The organism is Paraburkholderia sp. SARCC-3016, assembly GCF_031119615.1.
Lineage (GTDB): Bacteria > Pseudomonadota > Gammaproteobacteria > Burkholderiales > Burkholderiaceae > Paraburkholderia.
Genome location: NZ_JAVHZD010000003.1, coordinates 126,414 through 145,246, shown reverse-complemented (window position 1 = coordinate 145,246; position 18,833 = coordinate 126,414). Strand labels below are relative to the sequence as shown.

The window sequence follows — 18,833 nt, the reverse complement described above, 5'->3', positions numbered from 1 at the left end:
ACTTCTTTCAAGCAATCCGCTTCGCCAATTCCACCGCCTTGCCCACATAAGAACCCGGCGTCATCGCAAGCAACCGCTCTTTCGCATCGGCCGGAATATTCAATCCGCCGATGAACGTCTGCAATCCGTCGCGCGTGATGCCCTTGCCGCGCGTCAACTCTTTCAGCTGCTCATACGGGTTTTCGATTCCATATCGACGCATCACGGTTTGCACCGGCTCGGCCAGCACTTCCCAGCAGTTGTCGAGATCTTCATTGAGCCGCTGCGGGTTCACCTCGAGCTTGTCGAGACCGCGGATCAGCGCGTCGTACGCAAGCAGCGAGTAACCGAACGCAACGCCGATATTGCGCAGCACCGTCGAATCGGTCAGATCCCGCTGCCAGCGCGACACGGGCAGCTTGTCCGCGAGGTGGCGCAGCGTCGCGTTCGCGAGCCCGAGATTGCCTTCCGAATTTTCGAAGTCGATCGGATTGACCTTATGCGGCATCGTCGACGAACCGATCTCGCCGGCCTTCGTCCTCTGCTTGAAATAGCCGAGCGAGATATAACCCCATACATCGCGATCGAGATCGAGCAGGATCGTGTTCGCGCGTGCGACCGCGTCGAACAGTTCCGCCATATAGTCGTGCGGCTCGATCTGGATGGTGTACGGATTGAACGTCAGCTTCAGGCGCTCTTCGACCACCTTGCGCGAGAACGCTTCCCAGTCGAACTCCGGATACGCGGACAGATGCGCGTTGAAGTTGCCGACCGCGCCGTTCATCTTGCCGAGCAGTTCGACCCTCGCGATACGGTCGATCGCACGCGCGAGCCGCGCGGCCACATTCGCGATTTCCTTGCCGAGCGTCGTCGGGCTGGCCGGCTGGCCGTGCGTGCGCGACAGCATCGGTTGTTCCGCTTGCGCGTGGGCCAACGCGACGAGGCGCTGATGCACCGAGCGCAGCGCCGGCAGAATGACGTGTTCGCGCGCACCGGCCAGCATCAAACCGTGCGACGTATTGTTGATGTCCTCCGACGTACACGCGAAGTGGATGAACTCGCTTGCACGTTCGAGTTCGGGCTGTCCCTTCACCGACTCCTTCAGCCAGTACTCGACGGCCTTCACGTCGTGGTTCGTCACACGCTCGATTTCCTTGATCCGCGCCGCATCGTGCGCAGTGAAGCGCTCGACCAGTTGTAGCAGGAACTGCTCGGACGCCGGCGAAAAGCGCGGCACTTCGGCAAACCCCGCGTGCGACAGCGCGATCAGCCAGTGAATTTCAACGGTTACGCGATGACGCATGAAGGCGGCTTCCGAAAGCCAGTCGCGCAGGGCTTCGGTTTTCGGCGCATAGCGGCCGTCGAGCGGGGACAGCGCGGTCAGCGCGAACAGGGTATCGGGACGGGTGTCGGACATGATGGGGCGGACGCGCTGCGTCAGGACGGAAACGGGGAGAACCGCGAATTTTACCACCGCGGGCGCACCGTCCTCGGCGCGGACGCGGTTTGCCGACCGGGCCGCCGCTAGAATGCTGACTTCGCCGGATTTCCTTTCCCCCGGCGCCCACAGGCTCTCGCATGGAACTGAAATGGCTCGAAGACTTCGTGTCGCTCGCCGAAACCCGCAGCTTCAGCCGCTCGGCTGAGCTGCGGCACGTCACGCAGCCGGCATTTTCGCGCCGCATCCAGGCGCTCGAAGCGTGGCTCGGCACGGAACTGATCGACCGCTCGGTGTACCCGACGCGTCTGACCAATGCCGGCCAGGTGTTCTACGAGCAGGCGCTCGCGATGCTGTCGCAGTTCCACGAAGCGCGCACGCTGTTGCGCGGCCATACGGCGACGCCCGCCGCGACGATCGAATTCGCGGTGCCGCATACGCTGTCGCTCACGTACTTTCCGCGCTGGCTGCAGCGCATCGAAGCGCAACTGGGGCCGATCCACACACGCCTGCGCGCGCTGAACGTGCATGATGCCGTGTTGTCGCTCGTCGAAGGCGGCTGCGACCTCGTCATGGGTTATCACCATCCGAGCCATCCGGTCGCACTCGATCCGGCGCGTTACGACATGCTGACGCTCGGTATCGAGCCGATCAGCCCGTTCTCGGCGCCGGGCCGAGCGGGGCGCGCGCGGCACACGCTGCCGGGCACACCCGATGCGCCGGCGCCCTACCTCTCGTACACGCCTAACGCATATCTGGGCCGCATGACCGAGGTGATCATCTCGAATGCGCCGCACCACCTGTACCTCGACCGCGTGTACGAGACCGACATGGCCGAAGGACTGAAAGCAATGGCGCTGGCCGGACACGGCATCGCGTTCCTTCCGCACAGCGCCGTCGAAGACGCGGTGGCCGACGGCCGCCTGATCCGGCTGGACCGCGCGACGCGCGGCGGCGGCGCGCAAGGCCAGTTCACGCTGACGATGGAGATCCGCCTCTATCGCGACAAGCTCGCCGCGCAAGGGGACGACGCGCGGCACACGCTGATACGCGCGCTGTGGGACGCGGTGTCGGCCGAGCTCGCGCAAGACGCGAGCTGACCGGCGCGACGCGTTTATAAAAGCGCCCGCCCGTCACCGCCGTCGTCAGCAACGGTATTTTGTGCATTCCAAAGGTTATGCACAAAAAACATAACGAGATGATCAAACGGCATTGGCGTTCGTTCAGGCGATTTTCGACAATGGCGTCATTCGTTGAGCGTCGGAGTCTTCATGTCATCCCAATCGAAGTTCGAAACATCGCCGGAAGCACTGCCATCCTATCTGCATCACGACGACCTCGGCCCATGGGGCAACTATCTGCGCCAGGTCGACCGCGTCGCCCCGTACCTCGGCACGCAGTCGCGCTGGATCGAGACGCTCAAGCGTCCGAAGCGCATCCTGATCGTCGATGTGCCGATCGAACTCGATAACGGCACGGTCGCTCACTTCGAAGGCTACCGTGTGCAGCACAACGTATCGCGCGGTCCCGGCAAGGGCGGCGTGCGTTATCACCAGGACGTGACGCTGTCGGAAGTCATGGCGCTGTCCGCGTGGATGTCGGTCAAGAACGCGGCCGTCAACGTGCCGTACGGCGGCGCCAAGGGCGGTATCCGCGTCGACCCGCGCAAGCTGTCGCGCGGCGAACTCGAGCGCATGACGCGCCGCTACACGAGCGAAATCGGCATCATCATCGGGCCGAACACCGATATCCCCGCGCCGGACGTGAATACGAACGAGCAGATCATGGCGTGGATGATGGATACGTACTCGATGAACCAGGGCCAGACGGCGACCGGTGTCGTGACCGGCAAGCCGATCGCGCTCGGCGGTTCGCTCGGCCGCCGCGAAGCGACCGGCCGCGGCGTGTTCGTGGTCGGCTGCGAAGCGGCGCGGCGCACCGGATTGTCGATCGAAGGCGCGCGGATTGCGGTGCAGGGCTTCGGCAACGTCGGCGGCATCGCGGCGCGGCTCTTCCAGGAAGCGGGCGCGAAAATCGTCGCCGTGCAGGACCATACAGGCACGCTGCACAAGTCAACCGGTATCGATGCAGGTGCGCTGCTCGAGCATGTCGCGAAAACCGGCGGTATCGGCGGCTTCCGTGAAGCGGATACCATTGCGAATGACGACTTCTGGTCAGTCGAGTCGGACATCCTGATTCCGGCCGCGCTCGAAAACCAGATCACCGAAAAAAACGCGCCGAAGATCCGTACAAAGATCATCGTGGAAGGCGCGAACGGCCCGACCACGACCGCGGCCGACGACATTCTTCACGACAAGGGCGTGCTCGTCATTCCGGACGTGGTCGCGAATGCGGGCGGCGTGACGGTGTCGTACTTCGAATGGGTGCAGGATTTCTCGAGCTTCTTCTGGACCGAGGACGAGATCAACGAGCGGCTCGAACGCGTGATGCGCGAGGCATTTGCAGCGGTCTGGCAGGTCGCGGACGAACAGAAGGTATCGGTGCGCACGGCGGCCTTTATCGTCGCGTGCAAACGGATTCTGATGGCGCGCGAGATGCGCGGGCTTTACCCCTGATTTACGGCTTCTGGCGAGGATTTAATTTTTTACCAAACGGTTTGTGCGCGATTCTGTATGATCGCGCACATTGCAGGCGGACGGCGTTGTAAGATGCCGTCCGCTTTTGCGTATGCGCTCCGTAGGGGGGGCGCGGGACGCTATAGCGGGCGGGGTGCTGGACGCAATGCTGGATTTACGCAACATTTATGTCCGGACATGGTTAACGACCATTCTTTCAAAATAGTTACTTTGATACACTTGCGCCGGTATTGGCCAAGGAGACTTACAAATGAAGGTTAAAAAAGCTGCGCTGCTTCTCGCGACTGTCGGACTGTTTTCGGGTTTGTTCACGGCGGGCGCTCACGCGCAGGACGCCGGCACGCTGAAGAAGATCAAGGACACGGGCGTTATTTCTCTCGGTCACCGCGAATCGTCGATTCCCTTTTCGTACTATGACGACAAGCAGAATGTGGTCGGTTACTCGCAGGAATTTGCGCTGAAGATTGTCGATGCCGTCAAGGCGAAGCTGAACATGCCGAACCTGAAGGTCAAGCTGACGCCGGTTACGTCGCAAAACCGCATTCCGCTCGTGCAGAACGGCACGATCGACCTCGAGTGCGGCTCGACCACGAACAACGCCGAGCGCCAGCAGCAGGTCGCATTCTCGAACACGATCTTCGTGATCGGCACGCGCCTGATGACGAAGAAAGACTCGGGCATCAAGGATTTCCCGGACCTGAAGGGCAAGACGGTCGTGACGACCGCGGGCACCACGTCCGAACGCCTGCTTCGCAAGATGAATCAGGAAAAGAACATGGGCATGAACATCATCAGCGCGAAGGACCACGGCGAATCGTTCCTCACGCTGTCGACGGGCCGTGCCGCCGCGTTCATGATGGACGACGCGCTGCTCGCGGGCGAGCGCGCGAAGTCGAACAACCCGAACGATTTCGTGATCGTCGGCACGCCGCAATCGCGTGAAGCGTATGGCTGCATGCTGCGCAAGAACGATCCGGAATTCAAGAAGGTCGTCGACGATGCGATCGCGAAGGTCGAAACCTCGGGCGAAGCCGATGCGATCTACAAGAAGTGGTTCGATTCGCCGATCCCGCCGAAGGGCCTGAACCTGAACTTCCCGGAAAGCGAAGACATCAAGGCGCTGTACAAGAGCCCGAACGACAAGGCAATCGACTAACGGTCGATCAGCCGTTACCGTCGCAACGTGTTGAACGAAACGGAAGGGGCCGAACGCTTCTTCCGTTTCTTTTTGTTGGAGTCTTTGTCATGTCCTATCACTGGAACTGGGGCATCCTGCTAAGTCCGGTTTCCACGGGCGAGCCGACCACCTATCTGGGCTGGCTGTTGTCCGGCTTCTGGGTGACGATCGTCGTCTCGCTCTCGGCATGGGTGATCGCGCTGATCGTCGGTTCGCTGTTCGGCGTGCTGCGCACCGTGCCGAACAGAACGCTTTCCGCGATCGGCACCACGTATGTCGCGATCTTCCGCAACATCCCGCTGATCGTCCAGTTCTTCATCTGGTATCTCGTCATACCGGAGTTGCTGCCGGTGTCGATCGGCACCTGGTTCAAGCAGTTGCCGCCCACCGCGCAGTTCTTTTCGTCGTCGATTCTCTGCCTCGGCCTGTTCACCGCCGCGCGCGTCTGCGAGCAGGTGCGCTCGGGCATCAACGCGCTGCCGCGAGGCCAGCGTGCCGCCGGCCTCGCGCTCGGCTTCACGCAATGGCAGACGTATCGCTACGTGCTGCTGCCGGTCGCCTACCGGATCATCGTGCCGCCGCTTACGTCCGAGTTTCTCAATATCTTCAAGAACTCCGCCGTCGCGTCGACGATCGGTCTGCTCGAACTGTCGGCGCAGGCGCGGCAGCTCGTCGATTACACGTCGCAGGCGTATGAGTCGTTTATCGCGGTGACGGTCGCGTATATGGTGATCAACCTGATCGTGATGCAACTGATGCGCATCCTCGAACACAAGACCCGCCTGCCGGGCTACATCGGAGGCAAGTGATGCATCACTTCGACTGGAGTGGTATTCCGGGCGCGCTGCCTACGCTGTGGACCGGCGCGATCATCACGTTTCAGATCACCGTTGTCGCGATCGTCTGCGGCATTCTGATCGGTACGTTTCTCGCACTGCTGCGGCTATCGGGCGTCAAGCCGCTCGAGTGGTTTGCGCGCGTGTACGTGACGCTGTTCCGCTCGATTCCGCTCGTGATGGTGCTGCTGTGGTTCTTCCTGATCGTGCCGCAGGTGTTGCAGAACCTGCTCGGGCTGTCGCCCGATATCGACATCCGGCTGGCGTCGGCCATGGTCGCATTCTCGCTGTTCGAAGCCGCGTATTACTCGGAGATCATCCGGGCCGGCATTCAGGCGGTGCCGCGCGGTCAGGTCAACGCAGCGTTCGCGCTCGGCATGACCTACGGCCAGGCGATGAAGCTGATCGTATTGCCGCAGGCCTTCCGCGCGATGGTGCCGCTGCTGCTCACGCAGGCAATCGTGCTCTTTCAGGATACGTCGCTCGTCTACGTGATCGGCCTTGCCGACTTCTTCCGTACGTCTGCCAATATTGGCGACCGTGACGGCACGAGCGTCGAGATGGTACTGTTTGCGGGCGCCTGCTATTTCGTGATCTGCGTGATCGCGTCGAGCCTCGTCAAAAGTCTTCAGAAAAAGGTCGCAAGATGATCTCCATCAAGAATGTTTCGAAGTGGTACGGCCAGTTCCAGGTGCTGACCGACTGCACGACGGAAGTGAAAAAGGGCGAAGTGGTCGTCGTGTGCGGCCCGTCGGGTTCCGGCAAATCGACGTTGATCAAGACCGTCAACGGACTCGAGCCGTTTCAGAAAGGCGACATCGTGATCAACGGCCAGTCGCTCGGCGACAAGAAGACGAATCTGTCGAAGCTGCGCGCGAAGGTCGGCATGGTATTCCAGCACTTCGAACTGTTCCCGCATCTGACGATCACTCAAAACCTGACGCTCGCTCAGGTCAAGGTGCTAGGCCGGTCGAAGGACGAAGCCGCGGCAAAGGGGCTCAAGCTGCTCGATCGCGTCGGCCTGCGCGCGCATGCGGACAAGTTTCCGGGGCAATTGTCGGGCGGTCAGCAGCAGCGCGTGGCGATTGCGCGCGCACTGTCGATGGACCCGATCGCGATGCTGTTCGACGAGCCGACTTCCGCGCTCGACCCGGAGATGATCAACGAAGTGCTAGACGTGATGGTCGAACTCGCGCAGGAAGGCATGACGATGATGTGCGTCACACACGAAATGGGCTTTGCGAAGAAGGTCGCGCATCGCGTGATCTTCATGGACAAGGGCTTGATCGTCGAAGACGACCGCAAGGAAGATTTCTTTGCGAATCCGAAGTCCGATCGTGCGAAGGATTTCCTTGCCAAGATCCTGCACTGACCACCGCGCACGCACTCGCATGACAGGCGGGCAGCGAGAAGCTGCCCCTACGATTCGAACGCTGCCGCGTCGTCGGATTCGAGATCGAGCGTCGACGTATCGGGCAGCATCGATGCGCTCGACGTTACCGCGCCGTCGCACGGCGCCTGAGCGGCTTTTTCGAGCACGGCGCGCGGGACCGGCACGTTCGTTTGCGCAACCATCTTGCCGTGCTGGAACATCAGTAAATCGCCGGGCGCAAAGCGCGTCCATACTTCGTTGTCTGTCAGCGGCTGCGTCGCGATGACCGCGACGCGATCCTCGGGCGTCGTGTACTTCGCGAAATCGATCGATACGTCCGCATCGACGAGATGCGCGGTCGAAAACGGCCAGCTGCGCACGAGGTAGTACAGGTGCGTCGAGCAATGCGCGAACAGCGCCTGCCCGTTGGACATCAAAAAGTTGAACACGCCGAATTGCGAGATTTCTCGCGTGAGCGTTTCGAGCGCGGCGAACAGCTCTTCGAGCGGAGGCTGCTGCTGGCCCGGAAACGCCTCGCGCAGCCCTTGCAGCAATGCGCAATACGCGAGCTCGCTATCGGTTGTGCCGACCGGCTGATAGACACCCGACAGCGCCGGCCGGTAATTCTGCAGATCGCCGTTGTGCGCGAAGATCCAGTGACGGCCCCACAGTTCACGCAGGAACGGGTGGCAGTTTTCGAGCACGATATGGCCTTGCGTCGCTTTGCGGATATGCGCGATCGTATTCTTCGATTTGATCGGATAGCGCTTGACCATCTCGGCGATCGGCGACGTGGCCGACGATTGATGATCGATGAAGAGGCGGCATGCCTTGTCTTCGAAGAACGCGATGCCCCAGCCGTCGGCGTGGTGATCGGTGACTCCGCCGCGTGCCGCGAAACCGGTGAATGAGAACACGACATCCGTCGGCGCGGCGCAGTTCATTCCAAGAAGTTGGCACATGATGCGCTAGGGTCAAGCGTCTGAGACGCGTAAGGGCGGGCGCTACGCGAAAGCCTTACCGCTTAAGGCCTGGCCAGCCGTTACAATGCTATTTTTACAAGCATAGCACCTCGCCCCAGGCCGCAATCAATAAAATTGGCGTATGTTCAGGCCGCTTTCCGACGGTTCGCGACAGAAATCGTGAAGGCGCGCATGCGTGATTTGCGCCGCTTTTCTCTGCGGGCTGTCGACCGGATCGCCGTCGGTTCGCCGGGTTTGCGCCGGGCTTTGCTCTCTCGGGCTTTGCTCTCCGGGTTGCTCTCCGGGTTGCTCTCTATTCGATTGCCATGATCTCTTTATCGTCTGCTTCCATGTCTTCTTCGTCCCCAGCTGGCGCGTCCGTCGATTCCGTATCGCTTGCACGTCCCGATGACTGGCACCTGCATGTGCGCGACGGCGCGATGCTCGCGGCCGTGTTGCCGCACACGGCTCGCCAGTTCGGCCGCGCGATCATCATGCCGAACCTGAAACCGCCCGTTACCACGACCGAACAGGCGCGCGCGTATCGCGAGCGAATTCTCGCCGCGCTTCCCGCCGGCGTGAAGTTCGAACCGCTGATGACGCTGTATCTCACCGACAATACGGCGCCCGACGAGATTCGTCGCGCACGTGCAAGCGGCTTCGTGCATGGCGTCAAACTTTACCCGGCCGGTGCGACGACGAATTCCGACGCGGGCGTGACGAATCTCGCGAAGTGTTCGAAGACGCTCGAAGCGATGCAGGAAACCGGCATGCCGTTGCTCGTGCACGGCGAAGTGACCGATGCGTCCATCGATCTCTTCGACCGCGAGAAGGAATTTATCGACCGTGTGATGACGCCGCTGCGCCGCGATTTTCCGGCGCTAAAGGTCGTGTTCGAACACATCACGACGAAGGATGCCGCCGAATACGTGCGCGACGCGGACGCGGCCGCTGGCCTGCTCGGTGCGACGATTACCGCGCACCATCTGCTCTACAACCGCAACGCGATATTCCAGGGCGGCATTCGCCCGCATTACTACTGCCTGCCGGTGCTGAAGCGCGAGAAGCATCGTGTGGCGCTCGTCGAAGCGGCTACTTCCCGCAATCCGCGCTTTTTCCTCGGTACCGATAGCGCACCGCATCCGAAAGGACTCAAGGAGCACGCGTGCGGCTGTGCGGGCTGCTATACGGCGCTGCATGCGCTCGAGCTTTACACGGAAGCCTTCGACATGGCCGGCGCGCTCGATCGTCTCGAAGGCTTCGCGAGCTTTTATGGTGCCGATTTCTACGGTCTGCCGCGCAGCGTCGAGCGCGTGACGCTGCGTCGCGAACAGTGGACGCTGCCCGACGAAGTCACGGCCGGCGACACGCCCGTGGTGCCATTGCGCGCGGGCGAGGCGATCGGCTGGCGGCTCGTGTGAATGGCGTAACTGGGCAGGCGGTGCGTGCCGCCGCCGGCTTCGCCGATCTCGACTGGTCGGCGCCATGGTTCTCCCAGTTCGCGCCGCGCGGCGCGCGTTGGCAGCAAGCGGCGTTGCAAAGCGCCAGTGCGCTGCGCGCAGAGATGAACGCGGACGCACGGCGCTGCGCTCATACGACCGGCCGGGGCGCGCGTCTGTCGTTTATCGCGCAGCATGAACTTCCGCCCGGTACGACGTACGAGGCGCATATCGCAGCGACCGGCTGCGTTCCGACTCGCCACAATCTTCACGATTTCTTCAACGCGCTGTCGTGGTTCCAGTTTCCGCGCATCAAGGCGGCGCTCAGTGCGCGCGGGACCGCGGCGATCGATGCGCTCGGCGTGGGTCCGACGCGCGGCAGCATGCGCGACGCGCTGACCGTGTTCGACGAAAACGCGGTTCTGTTTGCCTGTTCCGATCGCGCAATTGCGTCCGCGTTGCGCACATTCGACTGGCCGGCGCTTTTTATCGCAGGCCGCAGCGCGTGGGGAACGCATTGCGAAGTGCGCTGCTTCGGTCATGCGCTGCTGGAAAAACTCGTGACGCCGTATAAGGCGTGCACCGCGCATGCGTGGATCGTCGACGTGCCGGCCGCTTACTTTTCGTGGAACGTCGTCGCACGCGATACGTGGCTGGACGACGCGGTCAGCCGCGCCTTGCTTGCGACGGACACGATGACGGGCCGTGCGTTCGCTCCGCTGCCCGTGCTCGGCATTCCGGGATGGTGGCCGCCGAACGAGGTGCCGTCGTTCTACGACGATCGATCGGTATTCCGTGCAGGCCGCCGGGTCGGATAGCCCGTGCAGGCCGGGGCGGTGAGCGATGCGCAATGGTAGAATCGCTGCTCAGCAAAGCAGGCCAGGCAGTCGCGGCTTTGTCGGTCACGGCCGGCGAGGGCGAGGAAAGTCCGGACTCCATAGGGCAGGGTGATGGCTAACGGCCATCCGTGGCGACACGCGGAACAGGGCAACAGAAAGCAAACCGCCGATGGCCTGGCGAAAGCCAGGATCAGGTAAGGGTGAAACGGTGCGGTAAGAGCGCACCGCGGCTGCGGTAACGTAGCCGGCATGGCAACCTCCACCCGGAGCAATTCCAAGTAGGCAGGCGTGCATCTTCGCGATGCAGGACGGGGCCCCCGTTTCGTCTGCGGGTAGGAAGCTTGAGCGCGTCAGCAATGGCGCGCCTAGAGGAATGGCTGCCGCGCGCGGTACGTCTTCGGGCGTGCGGCGTGCACAGAATCCGGCTTATCGGCAGGCTTTGCCGCTCAATAAAAAACGCCGGCGTCCCATTTGCGGGGTCACTTCAATCGGGACGCCGGCGTTTGTTTTTTGTTGCGCGCACGCGCGAGGACATCGCCCGATCAGGCGTCGACGATGTCGAACGAGTGGGTCAGCTCGGCGGTCTTCGCCAGCATGATCGACGCGGAGCAATATTTGTCGTGCGACAGATTGATCGCGCGCTCGACCGTCGTCGGGTTCAGATTCTTGCCGGTGACGGTGAAGTGGAAGTGGATCTTCGTGAACACCTTCGGGTCTTCACTCGCGCGTTCCGCCTTCAGCGTGACCGAACAGCCGGCGATTTCCTGGCGGCTCTTCTTGAGGATCATGACGACGTCGTACGCGGTGCAGCCGCCCGTGCCAAGCAGTACCATTTCCATCGGGCGCGGCGCGAGATTGCGGCCGCCGCCTTCGGGCGCGCCATCCATCGCAACCAGATGGCCACTGCCGGTTTCCGCGGCGAAGGCCATGCCGTCCGTTCCCATCCAGCTCACTTTGCATTCCATTGCGATCCCCAGCTGATTCCGTGCAGATTCGAGCAGGCATTGTAGCTTGTCGGATTCGGGTTCGCCCGAGGCTACATCATTTCGCATAGATATTGACCGGACGTCTATTGTTGCGGTGCATCACAATGCTGTTTGTACGGGATTCCAAGTCGGATCGTAGCCATGTCGTTCTGTGAGCCAAGGAGTTGGTAGAATGTTTTGTCTTCCTAAGACCGCTTGGCCTCCGACTCGATTCAAACTATGAGTGCCATGTCATATGGTGAAATCGGATTTCGCATTGCAAATCCTCTTGCGTCGCACAAGCCATGCTCATATAATCTGTTCATTGGTTGCTGTCTCTGGGCAACCTCCGCATGTCTCCTCCACCCTCCTCCTAAGGTGGATTAAGCCCGAACTTCATGGTTCGGGTTTTTTTTCGTCTGCACACTTCGCGCCGTGTGGCGCGCACCGTTAGCCGTGCTTTGACTCGGGTGCACATTTTCCTTTATAATTCAGAGCTTTTCCGCATTCATGCCCGCGGAAGAAGAATAGGGAGCACCTGCACAGCGTTACGGAAGCATCTAGAACTTCCCGGCAAACGCGGTCAATGGACGCGGTTCAAGTCCAGCAGGAACAAAAAGGGCAGCGCAATTTTTTTGGATCGATCATGAAGACTTTTTCCGCAAAAGCCCACGAGGTGACGCGCGAATGGTACGTGATTGACGCGACGGATAAGGTTCTCGGCCGTGTCGCCAGCGAAGTGGCACGCCGTCTTCGCGGCAAACACAAGCCTGAATTCACTCCGCACGTCGACACTGGCGATTTCATCATCGTCATCAACGCCGGTAAGCTGAAGGTCACGGGCAACAAGACCACGGACAAGAAGTACTACCGTCACTCGGGCTATCCGGGCGGTATCTACGAAACGACGTTTGGCAAGATGCAGGAACGCTTCCCGGGCCGCGCGCTCGAAAAGGCGGTCAAGGGCATGCTGCCGAAGGGCCCGCTCGGCTACGCAATGATCAAGAAGCTGAAGGTCTACGCCGAAGCAACGCATCCGCATTCGGCGCAACAGCCGAAGGCGCTCGAGATCTAAGGGGAGCCCACATGATCGGTAACTGGAATTACGGTACGGGCCGCCGCAAGAGCGCTGTCGCTCGTGTCTTTATCAAGGCTGGCAAGGGCGACATCATCGTCAACGGCAAGCCTATCGCTGACTACTTTTCGCGCGAAACGTCGCTGATGATCGTGCGTCAGCCGCTGGAACTCACGAACCACGCAACCACGTTCGATATCAAGGTGAACGTCTCGGGCGGCGGCGAGACGGGTCAGGCAGGTGCGGTTCGCCACGGTGTTACCCGTGCGCTGATCGACTATGACGCAACGCTGAAGCCGGCGCTGTCGAATGCTGGTTTCGTCACGCGTGACGCACGTGAAGTCGAGCGTAAGAAGGTCGGCTTCCACAAGGCACGTCGCAGGAAGCAGTTCTCGAAGCGTTAATCGCTTCTGCGGATTCCCGCCGCCGGCTATATGGCTATTGGCGGCGATGGAATCAGCCGCAAAAGGCCGCTGTCGCAAATTTGCGTAGGCGGCTTTTTGCTTTTCGGCCCGCTACGCTCAGGCGTGAGTCGGTTCGGCGTATCGTGCCGCTATTCGTAAGAACCTATTGATTTCATGGACTTCGGCACGATATCAGGATCGGCCCTACAATAGCGTTTAGTAGCTTTTTTGGAGAGTTCGCATGAACGCAGTGACCGACACCCCAGTAGCCGAAATGCCGGCTCCGTTCGTTTTTACGGACGCAGCGGCTGACAAGGTCAAGGAACTGATCGACGAAGAAGGCAACCCGGAGCTGAAGCTCCGTGTATTCGTGCAGGGCGGCGGCTGCTCGGGCTTTCAGTACGGTTTCACGTTCGATGAGGCAGTCAACGACGACGATACCGTGATGAACAAGAGCGGCGTCCAGTTGTTGATCGACTCGATGAGCTATCAGTACCTGGTCGGCGCAGAGATCGACTACAAGGACGACATCAATGGCGCTCAGTTCGTGATCAAGAATCCGAACGCGACGACCACCTGCGGTTGCGGTTCGTCGTTCTCGGTTTGATGGTTCGACGCGCAGTCTGTCCGACAGAAAACGGGGCCTCGGCCCCGTTTTTTTTCTTTGGGGAGTGGTCCACATAGTGCGCTTTGCCTGGACGCGTTCTGCATAACCCCGGTGCGGCGCCGGCTTTCACCGGCCGCGCCGCCGTATGCGTTCAGCGCGGATAGAGTGCGCCCAACACACGTTCGCCAGCCGCGCCCGTCACAGCGGGCAGGTTTCCCGCTTCCCGCGCAACACGCCGCATCGCGAGCCACGCAAACGCAAGCGGCTCGACCTGATGAGGCGGCACACCAAGCGCTTCAGTTGTCTGCACGGGTACGCCGCTTACGCCGCTTTCCGTCATCGCGCGTTGCAGCGCCCTGAGCAACTCCGCATTGCGCGCCCCGCCGCCGCACACGTAGAGTGCCTGGCAATCTGACGCATGACGTTCGATCTCGCGCGCGACTGTGATCGCGGTCAACGCAGTCAACGTGGCCTGCACGTCGGCCGGCTGAAGTGAAGCGAATGCCTGTAACTTTGCATCGAGCCATTCGTTATTGAAGAGGTCGCGCCCTGTGCTTTTGGGGGGCTGAAGCTCGAAGAAAGGCTCGTCGAGCAGCGCATGCAGTAGCGGGCGGTGCACCTGACCACCCGCTGCGAAATGCCCGTTTTCATCGAAAGGCTTGCCGAGGTGGCGCTGGGCCCATTCGTCGAGCAGTGCGTTTGCCGGACCGCAATCGAAGCCACGCACGGCGCCGTTCGCAGACAGGATTGTAATGTTACTGATGCCGCCCAGATTGCAGACTACACGCGTTTCGCCCTTGACCCCAAAGACCGTGGCGTGAAATGCCGGCACGAGCGGCGCACCCTGACCGCCCGCCGCGACGTCGCGCGAGCGGAAGTCCGCGACGACGTCGATATGCGTCATTTCCGCAAGCAGCGCCGGGTTGTTGATCTGCCGTGTATAGCCTTTTTCCGGGCGGTGGCGGACGGTCTGCCCGTGCACGCCGATCGCGCGGACGTCTTCCGCGGACAGATTGCCGCTTCTGAGCAATTCATGCACGCAAACGGTATAACGCGCGGCGAGCGCATTAGCGGCAAGCGCCTCACGTTCGATTTCGTTGTCGCCTGGCTGTTGCAGGCCGAAGAGCGCTTCGCGCAGCGTTTCCGAAAAGCTCACGAACGCTTCCGACCGCACGACCGGCGTTTTGCCCGCCGCAAATTCGACCGCGATGCCATCGACGCCGTCCATGCTCGTACCCGACATCAACCCGAAGTACACGCCGTCTGCGCCTGTCGCCTCTTTTGCCACGTTGGGCTCCTTTCAAACGTAGGTTCCGAACCGCCGACGCCGATTGTCGCGCAACGCGGCTACGCGTAACAGGTTATGCAATGCGCGCTGCGGTTGCACTTGGTTCGCGCGACCCCTGCATCATGCCTCATTCATGCATCGTCGAAACCTTGGCCATTCGGCCAGCGCGCGGCGAATGCGATCCCATTCCGGCCGGGTTGCCGGTCAACTATGGGACAATCTGACTTTTCGCGATTTCCTCCGTTCCAGCATGAGTACCGAGTCCACTTCCAAACCCGCCTTTCCCGTCACCGACGAAGTCCGTCATGCGCTTGCCGTTACGAAGCGCGGTGTCGACGAGCTGCTGATCGAAGAGGAGTTCGAGCAAAAGCTCGCGAAAAGCGCGGCAACCGGCACGCCGCTTCGCATCAAGCTCGGTCTCGATCCGACCGCGCCCGACATTCATATCGGCCATACGGTCGTGCTGAACAAGATGCGCCAGCTGCAGGATCTCGGCCATACCGTGATCTTCCTGATCGGCGATTTCACATCGCTGATCGGCGATCCGTCCGGTCGCAACGCAACGCGGCCGCCGCTCACGCGCGAGCAGATCGAAATGAACGCAAAGACGTACTTCGACCAGGCGTCGCTCGTGCTCGACCGCGCGAAAACGGAGATCCGCTACAACAGCGAATGGTCGATGCCGCTCGGTGCGGACGGCATGATCAAGCTTGCGTCGCGTTACACGGTCGCGCGCATTCTCGAGCGTGAAGATTTCACGAAGCGCTTTCAGGGCGGCGTGCCGATTTCGATTCACGAATTCCTGTATCCGCTGATGCAGGGCTATGACTCGGTGGCGCTCAATTCGGACCTCGAGCTGGGCGGCACGGACCAGAAGTTCAATCTTCTCGTCGGGCGTGAACTGCAAAAGCAGTACGGCCAGGAGCAGCAGTGCATCCTCACCATGCCTCTGCTCGAAGGGCTCGACGGCGTCGAGAAGATGTCGAAGTCGAAGCACAATTACGTTGGCATCAGCGAAAAGCCCACCGATATGTTCGGCAAGCTGATGAGCATCTCCGACGATTTGATGTGGCGGTATTTCGAACTGCTGTCGTTCCGGCCGATGGACGAGATCATCGGATACAGGCGCGAAACCGAAGCTGGCCGCAACCCGCGCGACTTCAAGGTAATGCTCGCGCAGGAGATCGTCGCGCGCTTTCACTCTCAGGCGGATGCCGAGCGGGCGCTCGAAGATTTCAATCATCGCGCGAAGGGCGGCGTGCCCGACGACATTCCGTCCGTGACGCTCGCCGGTGCACCGCTCGCGATCGGTCAGTTGCTGAAGCAGGCCGGCCTCGTGCCGTCGACGAGCGAAGCGCTGCGCAACATCGAGCAGGCCGGAGTGAAGATCGACGGTGCGACGATCTCGGATAAGGCGCTCAAGGTCGAAGCGGGTGAATACGTCGTGCAGGTCGGCAAGCGGCGTTTTGCGCGCGTGACGCTTTCGGCGTGACGTGAACGCGATGGAACACATGGTCGGTATCGTCTCTCAAGTCGTCGCGCTTGCGCCGGCGGGGTGTGGCGCATGATTGCGCTGATCCAGCGCGTGAGAAACGCCGAGGTACGCGTCGGTGATCGCGTGACAGGCGCGATCGGCGCAGGCCTCCTTGCGCTTGTCTGTGCCGAGCGCGGCGATACCGACGCGGTCTCCGACCGTCTGTTGGCAAAAGTGCTCGGCTACCGGGTCTTCAGTGATGCCGCAGGCAAGATGAACCTGAACGTGCAGAACATCGACGGTGCTGGCCGCGCAGGCGGCTTGCTGCTGGTTTCGCAGTTCACGCTCGCGGCAGATACGAATAGTGGCCTGCGGCCGAGCTTCACGCCGGCGGCACCGCCCGACGAAGGCAAGCGCCTGTTCGACTACTTCGTTACGGCTGCGCGCGCGAAGCATCCGCTGGTCGAGACCGGCGAGTTCGGCGCGGAGATGCAGGTCTCGCTGGTGAATGACGGGCCCGTCACGTTCTGGCTGCAAGTTCGCGCATAACCGCACCGCTTATCTCATGTCCACTCAAATTCTCTTTATCCGGCACGGCGAAACGGATTGGAATCGCATCAAGCGCATACAAGGGCATATCGACATTCCGCTCGCGGCGTCCGGTATCGCACAGGCGCAGCGGCTGGCCGTGCGTTTCGCGCGCGAAGCGAAACAAGGTGCACGCCTCGATGCGATCTATTCGAGCGACCTGCAGCGTGCGCAGCAAACCGCGCAGCCGTTCGCCGATGTACTTGGCATGTCGCTGATTCTCAACGAAGGCTTGCGCGAACGTTCGTTCGGCGCGTTTCAGGGCCACGACAGCGACGAGATCGCTGAGCGCTTTCCCGACGAATTCGCGCAATGGCAAACGCGCGATCCTGGCTTCGCTCCCCCTGAAGGCGAGTCGGAACGAGTGTTCTATCACCGCGTGTTGCATGCGCTCGAGCCGATCGTCGCCGCGCATCCGAACGGACGCATTGCGTGTGTCGCGCATGGTGGCGTGCTCGACTGCGTGTACCGGTTTGCGAATGGCATCGCGCTCGACGCGCCACGCGACTACCCGTTGCTCAACACGAGTATCAACGTTGTCGATTTCGACGGCGGCAAGGCGAAGGTCGTGTCATGGGCAGACGTTGCGCATCTCGACGGACCCAGCGAGGACGACAGCTTTTACAAGTCGCCGCACGCGCGGCGTTGAAACCGTCGCCGGAATTTCAAGCTACCGGCTGCATCCGTCGCCGCTAGATCGCTGCACGCGGCGTCGTCTATGCGGGATCCGAATCCCACAAGCCGCGCACGGAACTCGAAGCATCGGGCGCTGCCAGCCCAAAATGCCGGTATGTGAGCAGCGTCGCCACACGGCCGCGCGGCGTGCGTTGCAGATAGCCTTGCTGGATCAGATACGGTTCGAGCACGTCTTCGATGGTGTCGCGCTCTTCGCCGATCGCCGCGGCGAGATTGTCGACACCGACCGGACCGCCATCGAACTTGTGCAGGATCGCCTCGAGCAGCTTGCGATCCATGAGGTCGAAGCCGACCGGATCGACGTCGAGCATTGCGAGCGCGGCGTCCGCCACCTTTGCGGTGATATTGCCGTCCGCCTTTACCTCTGCGAAGTCGCGCACGCGCCGTAGCAGACGGTTTGCAATGCGCGGCGTTCCGCGCGAGCGCTTCGCAATTTCGAGCGCGCCCTCCGGATCGATCTGCGCATTCAACAGCGACGCGGAGCGCGAAACGATGCGCGCGAGTTCGGTCGCGTTATAAAACTCGAGCCGCGCGACGATACCGAAGCGATCGCGCAGCGGATTGGTCAGCATGCCTGCGCGCGTGGTCGCGCCGACCAGCGTGAACGGCTGCAGATCGAGCTTGACGCTGCGCGCGGCCGGCCCTTCGCCGATCATGATGTCGATCTGGTAGTCCTCGAGCGCCGGATACAGGATTTCTTCGACGACCGGCGACAAGCGGTGAATTTCGTCGATAAACAGCACATCGTTCGCTTCGAGGTTGGTCAGCAGCGCGGCGAGATCGCCGGCCCGCTCGAGCACCGGTCCCGATGTCTGCCGCAGATTGACACCCATTTCGCGCGCGATGATGTGCGCGAGCGTGGTCTTGCCGAGGCCGGGCGGCCCGAACAGCAGAACGTGGTCGAGCGACTCCGAACGGCGTTTCGCAGCTTCGATAAAGATTTCGAGCTGGCCGCGCACCTTTTCCTGGCCGACGTATTCGTCAAGCTGCCGCGGGCGCAGCGCGCGCTCGAACGCCTCCTCATTCGGCGACACGGGCGTGGCGGCGATGATGCGTTCGGCGGCGAGTTTGTCGGTTTCGATCATGACGGGCATTGT

Annotated in this window: 19 protein-coding genes and 1 other RNA gene; 15 read left to right on the top strand and 5 right to left on the bottom strand. The window is 61.5% G+C overall.

Translation table 11 applies throughout. The annotated features are described in order from the left end of the window. Positions 1-7: 7 nt before the first annotated feature. Positions 8-1,396, bottom strand: a complete 1,389-nt coding sequence (gene purB, locus QYH69_RS04730; protein WP_308830741.1) for an adenylosuccinate lyase — start codon at positions 1,394-1,396, stop codon at positions 8-10. Between the two features lie 161 nt (positions 1,397-1,557). Here purB and QYH69_RS04725 point away from each other — a divergent pair, with 161 nt between their 5' ends. The 6 genes from QYH69_RS04725 to QYH69_RS04700 all read left to right on the top strand — a co-directional run bounded on the left by QYH69_RS04725 (position 1,558) and on the right by QYH69_RS04700 (position 7,399). Next, positions 1,558-2,517, top strand: coding sequence for a LysR family transcriptional regulator (locus QYH69_RS04725; protein WP_308830740.1), 960 nt, complete (start codon positions 1,558-1,560; stop codon positions 2,515-2,517). Between the two features lie 171 nt (positions 2,518-2,688). After that, positions 2,689-3,993 (top strand): Glu/Leu/Phe/Val dehydrogenase, encoded by a 1,305-nt coding sequence (locus QYH69_RS04720; RefSeq protein WP_308830739.1) that lies wholly within the window; start codon positions 2,689-2,691, stop codon positions 3,991-3,993. Between the two features lie 271 nt (positions 3,994-4,264). After that, a complete protein-coding gene (locus tag QYH69_RS04715; protein ID WP_075158141.1) occupies positions 4,265-5,170 on the top strand; it encodes a glutamate/aspartate ABC transporter substrate-binding protein in 906 nt (301 codons plus the stop codon). 89 nt (positions 5,171-5,259) lie between these two features. After that, a complete protein-coding gene (locus tag QYH69_RS04710; RefSeq protein WP_308830738.1) occupies positions 5,260-6,000 on the top strand; it encodes an amino acid ABC transporter permease in 741 nt (246 codons plus the stop codon). Then, on the top strand, positions 6,000-6,677 hold the full coding sequence (gene gltK, locus QYH69_RS04705) for a glutamate/aspartate ABC transporter permease GltK (protein WP_308830737.1): 678 nt from the start codon (positions 6,000-6,002) through the stop codon (positions 6,675-6,677). The genes QYH69_RS04710 and gltK overlap by 1 nt, the downstream gene beginning before the upstream one ends. After that, the gene (locus tag QYH69_RS04700) at positions 6,674-7,399 is read left to right on the top strand and encodes an amino acid ABC transporter ATP-binding protein (RefSeq protein ID WP_075158138.1); all 726 of its coding nucleotides are present in this window, start codon (positions 6,674-6,676) and stop codon (positions 7,397-7,399) included. Before gltK ends, QYH69_RS04700 begins: the two co-directional genes overlap by 4 nt. 47 nt (positions 7,400-7,446) lie before the next feature. Here QYH69_RS04700 and QYH69_RS04695 read toward each other — a convergent pair whose 3' ends face one another. Next, positions 7,447-8,361, bottom strand: coding sequence for a class II glutamine amidotransferase (locus QYH69_RS04695; protein WP_308830736.1), 915 nt, complete (start codon positions 8,359-8,361; stop codon positions 7,447-7,449). Positions 8,362-8,711: 350 nt separating this feature from the next. Between QYH69_RS04695 and pyrC the strand changes: the two genes are divergently transcribed. From pyrC to rnpB, 3 genes are all read left to right on the top strand, one after another. Next, complete coding sequence (gene pyrC, locus QYH69_RS04690) at positions 8,712-9,782, top strand: dihydroorotase (RefSeq protein ID WP_308830735.1); 1,071 nt, start codon at positions 8,712-8,714, stop codon at positions 9,780-9,782. Continuing rightward, positions 9,779-10,618, top strand: a complete 840-nt coding sequence (locus QYH69_RS04685) for a DUF3025 domain-containing protein (protein WP_308830734.1) — start codon at positions 9,779-9,781, stop codon at positions 10,616-10,618. The genes pyrC and QYH69_RS04685 overlap by 4 nt, the downstream gene beginning before the upstream one ends. 53 nt (positions 10,619-10,671) lie before the next feature. Further along, an RNA gene (rnpB, locus tag QYH69_RS04680) (RNase P RNA component class A) lies at positions 10,672-11,084 on the top strand. Between the two features lie 97 nt (positions 11,085-11,181). On the opposite strand, the gene QYH69_RS04675 is transcribed toward rnpB, so the two are convergent. Further along, positions 11,182-11,604 carry an OsmC family protein gene (locus QYH69_RS04675; RefSeq protein WP_308830733.1) on the bottom strand — a complete coding sequence of 141 codons (423 nt, stop codon included), beginning with the start codon at positions 11,602-11,604 and terminating at the stop codon, positions 11,182-11,184. 646 nt (positions 11,605-12,250) lie between these two features. Between QYH69_RS04675 and rplM the strand changes: the two genes are divergently transcribed. The 3 genes from rplM (at position 12,251) to erpA (ending at position 13,690) form a co-directional block, all read left to right on the top strand. Further along, positions 12,251-12,679, top strand: coding sequence for a 50S ribosomal protein L13 (gene rplM / locus QYH69_RS04670; RefSeq protein WP_075158980.1), 429 nt, complete (start codon positions 12,251-12,253; stop codon positions 12,677-12,679). Between the two features lie 11 nt (positions 12,680-12,690). Continuing rightward, entirely contained in the window at positions 12,691-13,083 is a 393-nt protein-coding gene (gene rpsI / locus QYH69_RS04665) for a 30S ribosomal protein S9 (RefSeq protein ID WP_075158134.1), read from the top strand. Between the two features lie 241 nt (positions 13,084-13,324). After that, positions 13,325-13,690: an iron-sulfur cluster insertion protein ErpA gene (gene erpA, locus QYH69_RS04660; protein ID WP_308830732.1), complete on the top strand. Its 366-nt coding sequence runs from the start codon at positions 13,325-13,327 to the stop codon at positions 13,688-13,690. Between the two features lie 151 nt (positions 13,691-13,841). Here erpA and QYH69_RS04655 read toward each other — a convergent pair whose 3' ends face one another. Further along, positions 13,842-14,978, bottom strand: a complete 1,137-nt coding sequence (locus QYH69_RS04655) for an anhydro-N-acetylmuramic acid kinase (RefSeq protein ID WP_308830731.1) — start codon at positions 14,976-14,978, stop codon at positions 13,842-13,844. Positions 14,979-15,228: 250 nt separating this feature from the next. On the opposite strand from QYH69_RS04655, the gene tyrS reads away from it, so the two are divergent. The 3 genes from tyrS to QYH69_RS04640 all read left to right on the top strand — a co-directional run bounded on the left by tyrS (position 15,229) and on the right by QYH69_RS04640 (position 17,689). Next, on the top strand, positions 15,229-16,470 hold the full coding sequence (gene tyrS / locus QYH69_RS04650; RefSeq protein ID WP_308830730.1) for a tyrosine--tRNA ligase: 1,242 nt from the start codon (positions 15,229-15,231) through the stop codon (positions 16,468-16,470). Positions 16,471-16,542: 72 nt separating this feature from the next. Continuing rightward, entirely contained in the window at positions 16,543-17,001 is a 459-nt protein-coding gene (dtd, locus tag QYH69_RS04645) for a D-aminoacyl-tRNA deacylase (protein ID WP_308830729.1), read from the top strand. 16 nt (positions 17,002-17,017) lie between these two features. Continuing rightward, positions 17,018-17,689: a histidine phosphatase family protein gene (locus QYH69_RS04640; RefSeq protein WP_308830728.1), complete on the top strand. Its 672-nt coding sequence runs from the start codon at positions 17,018-17,020 to the stop codon at positions 17,687-17,689. A gap of 67 nt (positions 17,690-17,756) precedes the next feature. On the opposite strand, the gene ruvB is transcribed toward QYH69_RS04640, so the two are convergent. Next, positions 17,757-18,821 carry a Holliday junction branch migration DNA helicase RuvB gene (gene ruvB / locus QYH69_RS04635; protein ID WP_075158978.1) on the bottom strand — a complete coding sequence of 355 codons (1,065 nt, stop codon included), beginning with the start codon at positions 18,819-18,821 and terminating at the stop codon, positions 17,757-17,759. Between the last annotated feature and the right edge of the window lie 12 nt (positions 18,822-18,833).